This is a genomic window from Xanthomonas sp. NCPPB 3218 (genome assembly GCF_056725185.1).
Map to the genome: position 1 here is coordinate 2792358 of NZ_CM161516.1, position 12507 is coordinate 2804864.

The window sequence follows — 12507 nt, forward strand, 5'->3', positions numbered from 1 at the left end:
CAGCGCACGACTGGCACGCTACGAGGCGGCGTCATCACTGCTGCAGCCAACCGGTGGCATCCAGCTCGGCGCACACTGCATCGCAGCGACACGCACGCATCCCACGCAACATGCCGGTCCATGCGTAGCCGATTTCCTGCCCGACCTGCCTCCCCCGAAAGAGGTGGTGGTGCTTGGCCCCGATCTCGCCCGACAATGCTGCAATGCCGCGCGAGCCCCCCATCCGATTCCACCTGCTCTGGCGCCTGTGCGCGGCGGTGATCGTTGTGATGTGCAGTTGCGGGTGGCCGTGCAATCCCGTGTACGCCCAAGGCATCGCCGCAACGCGTGCGGGGCTGCTGCAATTCCACCACACCGCCTGGAGCACCGAGCGCGGCGCACCGGCCGATATCTGGGATATCCAGCAAGCCGAGGCCGGGCCATTGTGGCTGGCGACCGGATTTGGCCTGTTTCAGTTCGATGGCGACCGTTTCGCGCGGCAGGCGGCGCCGGATGGCGAGGCCTATGCATCGCACAACATGACCACGCTTGCGCTGGCGCCGGACGATACCGCCTGGATCGGCTACTTCAACGCCGGCATCGATCGCGTTGCCGACGGTCACCTGACGCACTTCAGCCCGGGCAAGGACGTGCCCGCCGGCATGGTGTTCCGCATTGAGCACGACGGCAGTGGGCGCTGGTGGGCCGCCATCGATGGCGGTTTGTGCTGGTTCGACGGGCAACGCTGGCAGCGTGCAGGCGCCGACTGGGGCTACACCGCCGAGCGCGCGCATTGGCTGCTGCGCGATGTGCGCGGCACGCTCTGGGTCAGCGACGGTACCCAGATTCTGTCGTTGCGGCCCGGCGCCAAACGCTTCGAACCCAGCGGCCAGCAGGTGGGTCTCTACGTCACCATGGCCGAAAGTCCGGGCGGAGCGATCTGGGTCGCAGACCCGTACCGCGGCGTGTTTGCGTTGACCGATGCGCAGGGCCACGTGCTGCCCGCCACGGCCCGTGCCCGGCTGCAATTTCCCGGGCTGTTCGCGCGGCGCATCCGGTTCATGCGCGATGGCGCGCTATGGGGCAGCGACTACGCGGCGCATGGCCTGTTCCGGATCGCCCTGCCCACATCGCCCACGCCGGTGCTGGAACGCTTCGGAACCGTACAAGGCCTGACCTCGGCCACTGCCGGCCCCTTGCTCGAGGACCGCGAAGGCAATCTGTGGGCCGGCACCAATCTGGGCCTCAACCGGTTCCGACATCGCGCGTTGCTGCCGTTGGCGTCCTTGCTGCCGGGCCAGGCGATGGCCGTGGCGACCTTCAGTCCCGCCCCGGGCACCGCCGCACGCCCGCTCCTGGCCAGCCTGCGCGATGGCCGGCTGCTGGCCTTGAGCCGCGATCGCGTGGAAGGTTTGCAGCGTGGTGCGTCCCACCACATCCTGGATGTGCCGGCGACCGCCAATGGCTGGGTGCTTGGCGAGCACGCCTTGCTACGTCTGCAGGTCGGCCGCGTGCAACCGGTGGCGCTGCCGCTCGGCCTGGCGACCGGCGCCATCCGCGCCTTCGTCGTGGACAACCGCAACCATCCCCGGATCTGCCCGGATGCCGGCGGCCCCTACGCTTTCGACGGCAACGTCTGGCAGCCGCTGCCCGATCTGCAGGATAGCCCGTGCACGGTGCTCGCCAATACGCGCGATGGCGGCCTGTGGGTGGGCACCACCAAGGGCGATGCGCGCCTGCTGCAGGGCCGGCAGGTGACGCGCTACAGCGCAGAAGATGGCCTGTCGGTGGGGCCGATCACCGCCATCTGGCAAGGCCCGTCGCTCACGCTGGTCGCCGGCGAAACCGGGCTGGCAGCGCTGGGCGCCGACGGCCGGTTCCGGCAAGTGGCCGATCAGACCAATCCGCTCCTGCAGGGCATCACCGGCATCGTGCAGGACCGGCACGGCACGCTGTGGTTGAACGGCAACCGCGGCGTGGTGCAGATCGCTCAACGTGCGTTGCTACAGAGCGTGCAATCGGGCGTGGTCAGCCCGGCGCTGCGCCTGTACGACATCATGGACGGGTTGCCCGGTGTCGCCCAGCAGGCCACACCGGTCCCCACGGCCATCGCCGCCGACGACGGCCTGTTGTGGTTCACCACCAACCAGGGCCTGGCCTGGCTGGACCCGGAACAGACCTACCGCAACCCCACCGCGCCGGAGGTCTTCATCACCGACGTGGTCGCCGACGACCGTCCCTACCCGCGCACCGCCGGGCTGCGCCTGCCCAAGTGGACGCACCGCCTGCGCATCGGCTACGACGCTGTGAGCCTGACCCGGCCCGAACGCGTGCGCTTCCGCTACCGGCTGGAGGGCGTGGACGCGCAATGGCAGGACGCCGGCAACCGTAACGAGGCGTTCTATACCAACCTCGCGCCCGGCCGTTACCGCTTCCGCATTGCCGCCGCCAACAACGATGGCGTGTGGAACGCGCGCGGCGACACGCTGGATTTCGTCATCGAAGCGGCCTTCGTGCAAACCTGGCAATCCAAGGTGTGCGTTGCGCTCGCCCTGCTGCTGACGCTTGCGATGCTGTGGCGCATGCGCACCCGGCGTATTGCCGGACGCCTGCGTGCACGCCTGGAAGAGCGCTACCGCGAACGCGAACGCATCGCGCGCGAGTTGCACGACACCTTGTTGCAGGGCACGCAGGGCCTGATCCTGCGGCTGCATGCCGCCAGCCGCTCGTTGCCGCAGGACGACCCGCGGCGGCTGGAGCTCGAACAGGCGGTCGACCTGGCCGAGAATGCGCTGGTCGAAGGCCGCGACCGCGTCAACGGCCTGCGCGACAGTTATTCGCTGCGCCAGGATCTGGCCGCCGCACTGCAGCGCGCACGCGAGGCCACCATGCCACCGCCGTCTGCCGAACTGCAGGTGTCGGTCGAAGGACGCCCGGTGGCGCTGCGTCCGATGGTGGCCGACGAAGTGTTCCAGCTTGGCCGCGAAGCATTGGCCAATGCCGATCGCCATGCAGGCGCCGCGCGCATCGCGCTGGAACTGCGTTACGGTTCACGTGACTTCGTGCTGCGCATCCGCGACGATGGCTGCGGCCTGGATCCGGACGTGCTGCATGGGCATGCACGCACCGGCCACTGGGGGCTGACCGGCATGCAGGAACGCGCCAAACGCATCGGCGCCAAGATGCAGTTGTGGTCGCGTCCAGGCAGCGGCACCGCAATCCAGATCACGCTTCCGGCCCGTACCGCCTATGCGACGCCACCGCGCTGGTGGTGGCGATTTCGACCTGCACGATCCACGGAGAGCTCCAATGGCTGAGATGGTCAAACCGACCGACGTGCTGGTGGTAGACGATCATCCGCTGCTGCGCGACGGTCTCAGTGCCATGCTCGCCGCCGAACACGACATGCGTGTGGTCGGCGAAGCCGAAGACGGCGAACAGGCCGTGGCCTGCTACGCCAGCCTGCGCCCGGACGTGGTGCTGATGGATCTGCAGATGCCGCGCGTGGATGGCGTCGAAGCCATCCAGCGCATCCGCCGTGTCGACCCCGCCGCCAAGGTCATCGTGTTGACCACCTATACGGGCGATGTGCGTGCGGTGCGCGCACTGCAGGCCGGCGCCTGCGGCTATCTGCTCAAGAGCGCGCTGCGCCGCGAGCTGGTCGACACCATTCGCGACGTGCGCCGCGGCCAGCGGCGGCATGTTCCGGCGTCGGTGGCCGAAAACATCGCCGCCCACGTGCTCGACGACGCGCTATCCGCCCGCGAGACGGAGGTACTGAGCCTGGTGGCCACCGGATGCTCCAACAAGCAGATCGGCAATGCCTTGAGCATTTCCGAAGAGACGGTCAAGGCGCATATGAAGAACATCCTGGCCAAGCTCGGCGTGCGCGATCGCACCCATGCGGTCACCGTTGCCCTGCGCCGGGGAATCCTGTCGCTGGAAACCTGAGCCGCCTGCGACCAGGCAGATCGCAAGCGTAGGTCGCTCTTCAAACACCGCTGTATCCGGTCATCGCGGTAGCGCGGCAACGGCAGGCGTGACACAAAGACGCCACCGCGCGCATCGGCCGGCTCACCGACGGCGCCGCGATGGATCGCCCCTGGAGGGCTAGCCGATCTTGCCGCCCACCGCGCCCGCCAGCCCGAACTCTGTAACCCGGTCCACCATTCTTGAACGCAAGGCGCACGATGCGATCGACGCGCACTGTCAAATCGATCGGCTTGAGCTATCGTATGCACCGCCAGCGGCGTGGGGGCCGCTTCAGCATCATGCGCAACAGCCGATAACGGCTAGGTCCGACCGCTGCCGGGGGGCTGCGACGGCGTTCGATCCAATCACTAAACGCGTTCAGGGGAATTGCGATGCTTCGTCACTCTTTGCGGGTGCGCCTGCTGTTGCCGGTGCTGGCCTTGGTGCTGGTCGTGGTGGTGGCACTGACGGTCATTCTGGCCATTACCGAAGCGAACCGGGTCAAGTTCGAGACCGGCGACGCGATCGAGCGCCAGTCGGTGTCCTTGCAGACCCTGTTCTCGGTCACCCGCGCGATGATGCTCGATCGCGTCAATTCCTCCATGCGCCAGCTGCGCAAGGAAGCCAACGCACACGGCGCCGCCAGCGTCGGCAACGAAGTGCGCGTGGGCGAGCGCAGCGCCAACGACCTGCTGCTGGGCCAGAAGGCGCAGGCCAACGTCTTCGACATGCTCGACGAGGTCACCGCCATCCACGAAGGCACCGCCACGCTGTTCTCGCGTACCGGCGATGACTTCGTGCGCATCTCCACCAACGTCAAGAAGGACGACGGCAGCCGCGCCATCGGCACCGTGCTCGATCCCAACGGCCAGGCCGCCGCCAAGCTGCGCAACGGCGAAAGCTTCTACGGCGTGGTCGACATCCTCGGCAATCCGTACGTCACCGGCTACGAGCCGATCTTCGCCGGCAACGACAAGCGCGTGATCGGTGCCTGGTACGTCGGCTACAAGGCCGACACCCAGGCGCTGGAAAACGTGGTCAGCAGCCGTCGCGTGCTCGACTCCGGCTTCATCGCCGTGTTCGACAGCAAGAACAAGCTGCGCTTCCAGTCCACCACCGGTGCCACCACCGACACCGCCACCATCGAGCGGATCGTCAAGGAAACGCCCAACGACTGGGTCGTCACCAAGCAGGAAGTGCCCGATTGGGGCTTCACCCTGGTGTCGGCTTATCCCAAGAGCGACGTCAATGGCGTGATCGTGCGCCAGTCGCTGTGGATCGCCGGCATCGGCCTGCTGGTGTGCGCGCTGTTGCTCGGCCTGCAGTGGGCGTTGATCTGGAGCCGCGTGTTGCGCCCGATCCAGCACCTGACCACCGTGGCCGAAGAGCTGAGCCTGGGCAAGTGGAACCACACCATCGACGAGGTCAACCTCAAGGATGAAATTGGTACCCTGGCGCGCGCCATCTCCCGCCTGTCCAACAGTGTCCGGCTGGCCATGGAGCGGCTCAGCAAACGCTGAGCTGCGCGCACCCACTCCGTACCAGATGATGCAAGGAAGACGCCATGTCCACTGAATTCCGTCCGCTGATCGAGGTCCTGCGCGAGCTCAAGGCGCTGGCACTGAAGAAGGCGTCCGGCTTTCTGTTCATCGTCACCGAGGAGAACCACTCCTGCATCATCCGCCTCAACGCCGGGCAGATCGAAGAAGTGGTGTTCCGCATGCTGCGCAATGACGAGGCGGTGCAACGCCTCACCATGGTCAATGCGGCCAAGGCCCGCTTCCAGGCCGACCCCGGCGCCGGCATGGGCAAGCCCTCGCTGCTGAGCGACGACTCGCGGCAATGGTTGATGGGCGGTTTCGAACAGGATCTGGGTGGTGCGGCGGTTGCAGCGGCCCAGGCACAGGCCGCAGCAACGCCGCTCGCCGCACCGAACGCAGCACCTGCAGGCGCTGGCTCCCCACCCGACGAGCGCGTCCGCGATGCACTGGAAAAAGTCGCGCTGAATTATCTCGGCCCGATCGCGGGTATGCTCTGCGACGAAGCCTGGGACGCATCGAGCGACATCGAACAAGTGCTCAATCAGCTGGGCGCCAACCTCTCCACGCCGCAGGAAACACAGAAGTTCATGGCCGATGCGCGCGTGGCGCTGGCCAAGCTGCGCTGACAGGCAACTGCAGTGGATCCAGGATCAAACCGCGCATTGCGCGGCTTTTTTTCGCGCCCACTCGTGCGGAGATAGCTGAATTATCGCTGGCTAATCCAGACTTTTCACGCTTATGCCATTCAAGAACAAGTCGACGAAATGCCCGATACGCGATTTCGATGATTGGTCATTTTCGACTGCAAGGGAGATGGCAGTCACCACGCAAATGAAGTCCTCATACGTGACGTCGCCACGGATCGCACCCGCGTCCTGCCCGCGCTGAAGCAGCCGTCGCCCTTCCGCGGTGATCGCATGACAGCCGGGCGTCCCACATTGGATAACAGCCCCGATCGAAGCAGCAAGGCTCTGATAAATGCTCGTGTTCCTGGCAAGTTCTTCCAGGTACGCGCGTACCGCCTCGCCTGGAGCAAGGTCTCGGTCGCGCGCACGGCTGGCTTGCGCCAGCGACAGGAAACGCTCGTTGCTGGTCGCGGCTAACAGTGCCTCGCGCGTGGGAAAGCGACGATACAGCGTACCGATGCCGACACCTGCGCGCCTGGCAACTTCCTCGAGCGGGACACCAGCTCCTTTTTCCAGAAAGAGCGCTTCAGCTGCAGAAAGGATGAGTTCCCGATTTTTCTGCGCGTCAGCCCGAAGGGCAGGTTCATCACTCACACGTTTTCCTCCCTCTCTTGTCAAGTGGAGGTTACCTCCATATCATAAGTGGAGCAATCCTCCATATTTGAAAAAGGCGCTGGCAAATGACGAACCGTTTCGAGGACAAAGTGGTGGTGATCACGGGGGGCAGCGACGGCATCGGCCTGGCAACGGCGAAGCTGTTCGCCATGGAAGGCGCGCACGTGTACATCACCGGGCGTCGGCAGGACGCACTTACCGAGGCCGTCAAGGAGATCGGCCACGGAGCAGTCGGTGTGCAAGGCGATGTCACCAATTCCGACGACGTCGCGCGGCTTTACGAACGCATCCAACGCGATCACCACAAGGTCGATGTCGTGTTCGCGAATGCGGGCATCTACGAGGTCGTCCCCCTCGACGCGATCGACGCGACGCATTTCGACACGACCTTCGACGTCAATGTGAAAGGCATGGTGTTCACCGTGCAAAAAGCGCTACCGCTGATGACTGCGGGCAGCGCTATCGTCCTCAACGGCTCCATCGCCGGCAGCAAGGGTCTGCCAGGCCAGTCTCTTTACAACGCCAGCAAGGCCGCGGTGCGCTCGTTTGCCCGAAGCTGGACCACTGACCTCAAGGAGCGAGGCATCCGCGTGAACGTCGTCTCGCCTGGTGGCACGCAGACGCGCCTGATACGCAGCTACCTCGACTCGCAGCCCGAAGTTGAAGAGGCGCTGAGCAAGAGTGTCCCGCTCGGGCGGTTGGCCGAACCGAACGAGGTAGCACGGGCAGTCCTCTTCCTGGCATCCAGCGAGAGCAGCTTTGTCGCCGGCCATGAGCTTTTCGTCGACGGTGGCGTCGCTGCAGTTTAGGCATTGGGCTAGGCGCGTGCGGTGCATGGCGATCATTGCGCGTCGAAGCCGTGCGGATCGTGCAGGCATGACTGCGGCTCTGGTCGAAACGCTTCGTCGAGCGCAGGGTATCCCGCTGCGGTCTTGTTTGACGCAAAGGCGTAATGCAGCCCGCGCTTCTAGAGGGTGATCCTGGCATCCAGCAACGGCACGAGCGCAGGCCAGCATCCCATCATCCGCGAAGGTCGAACGTACCTGAGTGCAGCACGCCTCACCCTCCCCCGCCAACGGCGGGGTCCGGGCGCATGCGCACCCGGACTATTTCACCATCATCGATACTTGCCTCATCTTTTCGACGACTGGCGACAGTCACCGAAAACCTGATGTCACTCCCACTCGATCGTCGCCGGCGGCTTGCCGGAGATGTCGTAGACCACGCGCGAGACGCCGCGCAGTTCGTTGATGATGCGGTTGCTCACCGTGCCGAGGAAATCGTACGGCAGGTGCGCCCAGTGCGCGGTCATGAAGTCGATGGTCTCCACTGCGCGCAGTGCGATCACCCATTCGTAGGCGCGTGCATCGCCGACCACACCGACCGACTTGACCGGCAGGAACACCGCAAACGCCTGGCTGGTCTTGTCGTACAGATCGGCCTTGCGCAGTTCGTCGATGAAGATCGCATCGGCCTTGGCCAGCAATTCGGCGTACTCGCGCTTCACTTCGCCCAGGATGCGCACGCCCAGGCCCGGGCCCGGGAACGGATGGCGGTACACCATCGTGCGCGGCAGGCCGAGTTCGACACCGAGGCGGCGCACTTCGTCCTTGAACAATTCGCGCAACGGCTCGACCAGGCCCAGCTTCATGTGCTCGGGCAGGCCGCCGACGTTGTGGTGACTCTTGATCACGTGCGCCTTGCCGGTCTTGCTGCCGGCCGACTCGATCACGTCCGGATAGATCGTGCCCTGCGCCAGCCACTTGGCATTGGCCAGCTTGTTGGATTCCTCGTCGAAGATATCCACGAACAGGTTGCCGATGATCTTGCGCTTGGCTTCCGGGTCGCTGACGCCTTCGAGCTTGGCGAAGTAACGATCGGCCGCGTTGACGCGGATCACCTTCACGCCCATGTGCTCGGCGAACATCGCCATCACCTGGTCGCCTTCCTGCCAGCGCAGCAGGCCGGTATCGACGAACACGCAGGTCAGCTTGTCGCCGATCGCCTTGTGCAGCAGCGCGGCGACCACCGACGAATCGACGCCGCCGGACAGGCCCAGGATCACTTCGTCATCGCCCACCTGCTCGCGCACGCGCGCGATCTGGTCGTCGATGATGTTGGCCGCCGTCCACAGCGTCTGGCAGCCGCAGACATCGACCACGAAGCGGCGCAGCAAGGTCTGGCCCTGCAGCGTGTGGGTGACCTCGGGATGGAACTGCACGCCGTACCAGCGCTTGTCCTCGTTGGACATCGCCGCCACCGGGATGCGGTCGGTCACCGCGGTGACGGTGAAGCCCGGCGGCACCTGCGACACGTGGTCGCCGTGGCTCATCCACACATTGAGACGCGACGCGCCGGCGTGATCGGTCAGCCCTGCGAACAAGGCATCGGCAGCCACCACATCGACTTCGGCATGACCGAATTCGCGCTGGTCCGCCGCCTCGGTCGCACCACCCAGCTGCGCAGCCAGCGTCTGCATGCCGTAGCAGATACCGAACACCGGCAAGCCGCTGTCGAACACTTCCTGCGGCGCGACCGGCGCACCCGGCAAGGTGGTCGACTCCGGACCACCGGACAGAATGATGCCCTTGGCGCCGAAACCGGCGATCTCCGACGGGTCATGATCCCAGGCCCAGATCTCGCAATACACCCCGATCTCGCGGATGCGCCGCGCAATCAGCTGGGTGTACTGCGCGCCGAAATCGAGGATGAGGATCTTGTCGCTGTGGATGTTGGTCATTGGCGCCGGGATTGGGAATTCGGGATTGGAGATTGGCAACAGCGGGATGGCGGCGATGCGCCCTGCCGAAGGAGATGCGGCGGGCTAATACCAATCCCCAATCCCGAATCCCCTATCCCGCGTGGAGGCATTAGCCCATGCGGTAATTCGGCGGTTCCTTGGTGATCTGCACGTCGTGGACATGGCTTTCGCGCTGGCCGGCACCGGTGATGGTGACGAACTTCGGCTTGGTGCGCATTTCCTCGATGGTCGCGCAGCCCACGTAGCCCATCGTGGCGCGCAGGCCGCCGATCAGCTGATGGACGATGCCACCGACCGGGCCGCGATACGGCACGCGCCCTTCGATGCCTTCCGGCACCAGCTTGTCGGCATCGCTGGAATCCTGGAAATAGCGGTCCTTGGACCCCTTCTCCATCGCGCCCAGGCTGCCCATGCCGCGGTAGCTCTTGTAGCTGCGGCCCTGGAACAGCTCGACCTCGCCCGGGGCTTCCTCGGTGCCGGCGAACAGGCCGCCGACCATCACCGTGGAGGCGCCGGCGACCAGCGCCTTGCCGATGTCGCCCGAGTAGCGGATGCCGCCATCGGCGATCAGCGGAATACGGTCCTGCAGCGCCTCGGCGACCATGTCCACCGCGGTGATCTGCGGCACGCCGACACCGGCGACCACGCGCGTGGTGCAGATCGACCCTGGGCCCACGCCGACCTTGACCGCATCGGCACCGGCGTCCATCAGTGCCAGCGCGGCATCGCCGGTGACGATGTTGCCGCCGATCACCTGCAGCTGCGGATACGCCTTCTTGACCCAGGCGACGCGATCGATCACGCCCTGCGAGTGGCCGTGCGCGGTATCGACGATGACCACGTCCACGCCGGCCGCAGCCAGCAGTTCGATGCGCTGTTCGGTGTCGCCGCCCACGCCGACCGCCGCGCCGACCAGCAGGCGCGTGGACCCGTCCTTGGCCGCGTTGGGGTTGTCGGTCTTCTTCTGGATGTCCTTGACCGTGATCAGGCCGCGCAGCTCGAAGCTGTCGTTGACCACCAGGATCTTTTCGATGCGGTTGCGGTGCAGCAGCTCCAGCACTTCCTCGTCACTGGCGCCTTCGCGCACGGTGATCAGGCGATCCTTCTTGGTCATGATGTGGCGGACCGGATCGTCGAGCTTCTTCTCGAAGCGCATGTCGCGGCTGGTGACGATGCCGACCAGTTCGCTGCCATCCACCACCGGCACGCCGGAGATGTTGCGCGCGCGGGTCAGCTTGAGCACCTCGCCGATGGTCGTGTCCGGGCTCACCGTGAACGGCTCGGTGATGACGCCGGATTCGAATTTCTTGACCCGGGCAACTTCGCCCGCCTGCTGCGCAGGGGTCAGATTCTTGTGGATGATGCCGATGCCGCCCAGCTGGGCCATGGCCACCGCCAGGCGGTGCTCGGTCACTGTGTCCATCGCGGCCGAGAGAATCGGCAGTTTCAGGCGCAGATCGCGGGTCAGCCGGGTTTCCAGGCTGACGTCCTTGGGCAGGACGATCGAATGAGCGGGGACGAGGGAAACGTCGTCGTAGGTGAGAGCTTCAGCCTGGATGCGGAGCATCGGCGGACCCGAGTTTGGGGAAGCGCGGCATTTTACCCTGAAAGCCTTCACGAAGACACAACGCGACTGCAATGCAGCGTTACACGCGCCTCAGCCAGCCGCGTCGGCCGCTTCCAGCGTGTTCTGCATCAGCGTGGCGACCGTCATCGGCCCGACTCCACCCGGCACCGGCGTGATCCAGGCCGCACGTTGCACCGCTGCGTCGAAACCGACATCGCCGACCAGGCGGCCGTCGTCCAGCCGATTGATGCCGACATCGATCACCACTGCGCCCGGCTTGACCCATTCGCCCGGAATCAGGCCCGGGCGACCGACCGCCACCACCAGGATGTCGGCATTGCGAACGCTGGCTTCCAGCACCTCGGGCGGGGTGAACTTGTGGCAGCTGGTGACCGTGCAACCGGCGATCAGCAGCTCCAGGCCCATCGGCCGGCCGACGTGATTGCTCACGCCCACGATGGTCGCGTTGCGGCCGCGCACCGGCTGATCGGTGTGCCCCAGCAAGGTCACGATGCCGCGCGGCGTGCACGGACGCAGGCCGAACTCGCGCAGCGCCAGGTGCCCGACATTCTGCGGATGGAAGCCGTCGACGTCCTTGCGCGGATCAATGCGCTGGATCAGGCGATTGGCATCGGGGATGCCCGGCAACGGCAGCTGGATCAGGATGCCGTGGATCTTGGAATCGGCATTGAGCTGGTCGATCAGCCGCGCCAACTCCGCCTCGCTGGTGCCCTGCGGCAAGTCGTAATCGAAGGCCTCGATGCCAACCTTTTCCGCGGCACGCCGCTTGTTGCGCACATACACCGACGAGGCCGGATCCCCGCCGACCAGCACCACCGCCAGCCCGGGGCGCGTCTTGCCGGCGGCCAGGCGCGCATCCACGCGCAGCTTCAGCCCGTCGAGCAGTTCCTCGGCGATGCGGCGACCATCGAGAAGGCGGGCCGGAGCAGAGGCAGCTGGCGCGGAAACGGTCATGGGGCGTCAGGTGTAGAGTCGAAGGCCGTCTATTGTCCCCGATTCCGTCATGACCGACACCACCTCGACACCCGATTCCATCACCACGTCCATCGAAGCGGCCGCATTTCGCCGTCTGTTGCAGCATCTCAACCAGCAGCGCCCGGATGTGCAGAACATCGATCTGATGATCCTGGCCGGCTTCTGCCGCAACTGCCTGGGCGACTGGTACCGCGAAGCCGCCGAAGCGCACGGCCAGCCGATGAGCAAGGAGCAGGCACGCGAAGCGGTCTACGGTATGCCGTTTGCCGACTGGAAACAGCAGCACCAGAAAGACGCCACGCCCGAGCAACTGGAAGCCTTCGCGGCCGCTCAACGCCGGCACGGCTGAGCCGGTCGACTTGTCAGCTCAGGCCGGCAGCTTGGTGCCGG

10 protein-coding genes are annotated in these 12507 nt (G+C 65.6%); 6 read left to right on the forward strand and 4 right to left on the reverse strand.

From position 1 onward, the window contains the following. The first annotated feature begins 203 nt into the window (after positions 1 to 203). The 4 genes from AC1PLS_RS11470 (at position 204) to AC1PLS_RS11485 (ending at position 6118) form a co-directional block, all read left to right on the forward strand. Entirely contained in the window at positions 204 to 3296 is a 3093-nt protein-coding gene (locus AC1PLS_RS11470; RefSeq protein WP_184431205.1) for a sensor histidine kinase, read from the forward strand. Beyond that, a complete protein-coding gene (locus AC1PLS_RS11475; RefSeq protein ID WP_024939195.1) occupies positions 3289 to 3930 on the forward strand; it encodes a response regulator in 642 nt (213 codons plus the stop codon). Before AC1PLS_RS11470 ends, AC1PLS_RS11475 begins: the two co-directional genes overlap by 8 nt. A 413-nt stretch (positions 3931 to 4343) precedes the next feature. Continuing rightward, positions 4344 to 5471 (forward strand): Cache 3/Cache 2 fusion domain-containing protein, encoded by a 1128-nt coding sequence (locus AC1PLS_RS11480; RefSeq protein WP_024939196.1) that lies wholly within the window; start codon positions 4344 to 4346, stop codon positions 5469 to 5471. 44 nt (positions 5472 to 5515) lie between these two features. Further along, entirely contained in the window at positions 5516 to 6118 is a 603-nt protein-coding gene (locus AC1PLS_RS11485; RefSeq protein WP_065031541.1) for a DUF8082 domain-containing protein, read from the forward strand. 90 nt (positions 6119 to 6208) lie between these two features. Here the strand turns inward: AC1PLS_RS11485 and AC1PLS_RS11490 are convergent, their stop codons facing one another. After that, positions 6209 to 6772 carry a TetR/AcrR family transcriptional regulator gene (locus AC1PLS_RS11490; RefSeq protein WP_024939198.1) on the reverse strand — a complete coding sequence of 188 codons (564 nt, stop codon included), beginning with the start codon at positions 6770 to 6772 and terminating at the stop codon, positions 6209 to 6211. Positions 6773 to 6858: 86 nt separating this feature from the next. Between AC1PLS_RS11490 and AC1PLS_RS11495 the strand changes: the two genes are divergently transcribed. Next, positions 6859 to 7602, forward strand: coding sequence for an SDR family NAD(P)-dependent oxidoreductase (locus AC1PLS_RS11495; protein ID WP_184431207.1), 744 nt, complete (start codon positions 6859 to 6861; stop codon positions 7600 to 7602). Between the two features lie 365 nt (positions 7603 to 7967). Here the strand turns inward: AC1PLS_RS11495 and guaA are convergent, their stop codons facing one another. From guaA to folD, 3 genes are all read right to left on the reverse strand, one after another. After that, the gene (gene guaA, locus AC1PLS_RS11500) at positions 7968 to 9533 is read right to left on the reverse strand and encodes a glutamine-hydrolyzing GMP synthase (RefSeq protein WP_024939209.1); all 1566 of its coding nucleotides are present in this window, start codon (positions 9531 to 9533) and stop codon (positions 7968 to 7970) included. A gap of 130 nt (positions 9534 to 9663) precedes the next feature. Continuing rightward, positions 9664 to 11121, reverse strand: a complete 1458-nt coding sequence (guaB, locus tag AC1PLS_RS11505; RefSeq protein WP_016903541.1) for an IMP dehydrogenase — start codon at positions 11119 to 11121, stop codon at positions 9664 to 9666. A 90-nt stretch (positions 11122 to 11211) separates the two neighbouring features. Next, positions 11212 to 12096, reverse strand: a complete 885-nt coding sequence (folD, locus tag AC1PLS_RS11510) for a bifunctional methylenetetrahydrofolate dehydrogenase/methenyltetrahydrofolate cyclohydrolase FolD (RefSeq protein WP_054591959.1) — start codon at positions 12094 to 12096, stop codon at positions 11212 to 11214. Positions 12097 to 12145: 49 nt separating this feature from the next. Here folD and AC1PLS_RS11515 point away from each other — a divergent pair, with 49 nt between their 5' ends. After that, positions 12146 to 12466, forward strand: coding sequence for a DUF1244 domain-containing protein (locus AC1PLS_RS11515; RefSeq protein ID WP_016903543.1), 321 nt, complete (start codon positions 12146 to 12148; stop codon positions 12464 to 12466). Positions 12467 to 12507 lie beyond the last annotated feature (41 nt).

Excerpts from the sequence above, each read along its gene's own strand:
- AC1PLS_RS11470 (WP_184431205.1), top strand. The coding sequence starts at position 204 with ATGCCGCGCGAGCCCCCCATCCGATTCCACCTGCTCTGGCGCCTGTGC.
- AC1PLS_RS11515 (WP_016903543.1), top strand. The coding sequence starts at position 12,146 with ATGACCGACACCACCTCGACACCCGATTCCATCACCACGTCCATCGAA.
- folD (WP_054591959.1), bottom strand. The coding sequence starts at position 12,096 with ATGACCGTTTCCGCGCCAGCTGCCTCTGCTCCGGCCCGCCTTCTCGAT.
- guaA (WP_024939209.1), bottom strand. The coding sequence starts at position 9,533 with ATGACCAACATCCACAGCGACAAGATCCTCATCCTCGATTTCGGCGCG.
- AC1PLS_RS11480 (WP_024939196.1), top strand. The coding sequence starts at position 4,344 with ATGCTTCGTCACTCTTTGCGGGTGCGCCTGCTGTTGCCGGTGCTGGCC.
- AC1PLS_RS11485 (WP_065031541.1), top strand. The coding sequence starts at position 5,516 with ATGTCCACTGAATTCCGTCCGCTGATCGAGGTCCTGCGCGAGCTCAAG.
- AC1PLS_RS11475 (WP_024939195.1), top strand. The coding sequence starts at position 3,289 with ATGGCTGAGATGGTCAAACCGACCGACGTGCTGGTGGTAGACGATCAT.
- guaB (WP_016903541.1), bottom strand. The coding sequence starts at position 11,121 with ATGCTCCGCATCCAGGCTGAAGCTCTCACCTACGACGACGTTTCCCTC.
- AC1PLS_RS11495 (WP_184431207.1), top strand. The coding sequence starts at position 6,859 with ATGACGAACCGTTTCGAGGACAAAGTGGTGGTGATCACGGGGGGCAGC.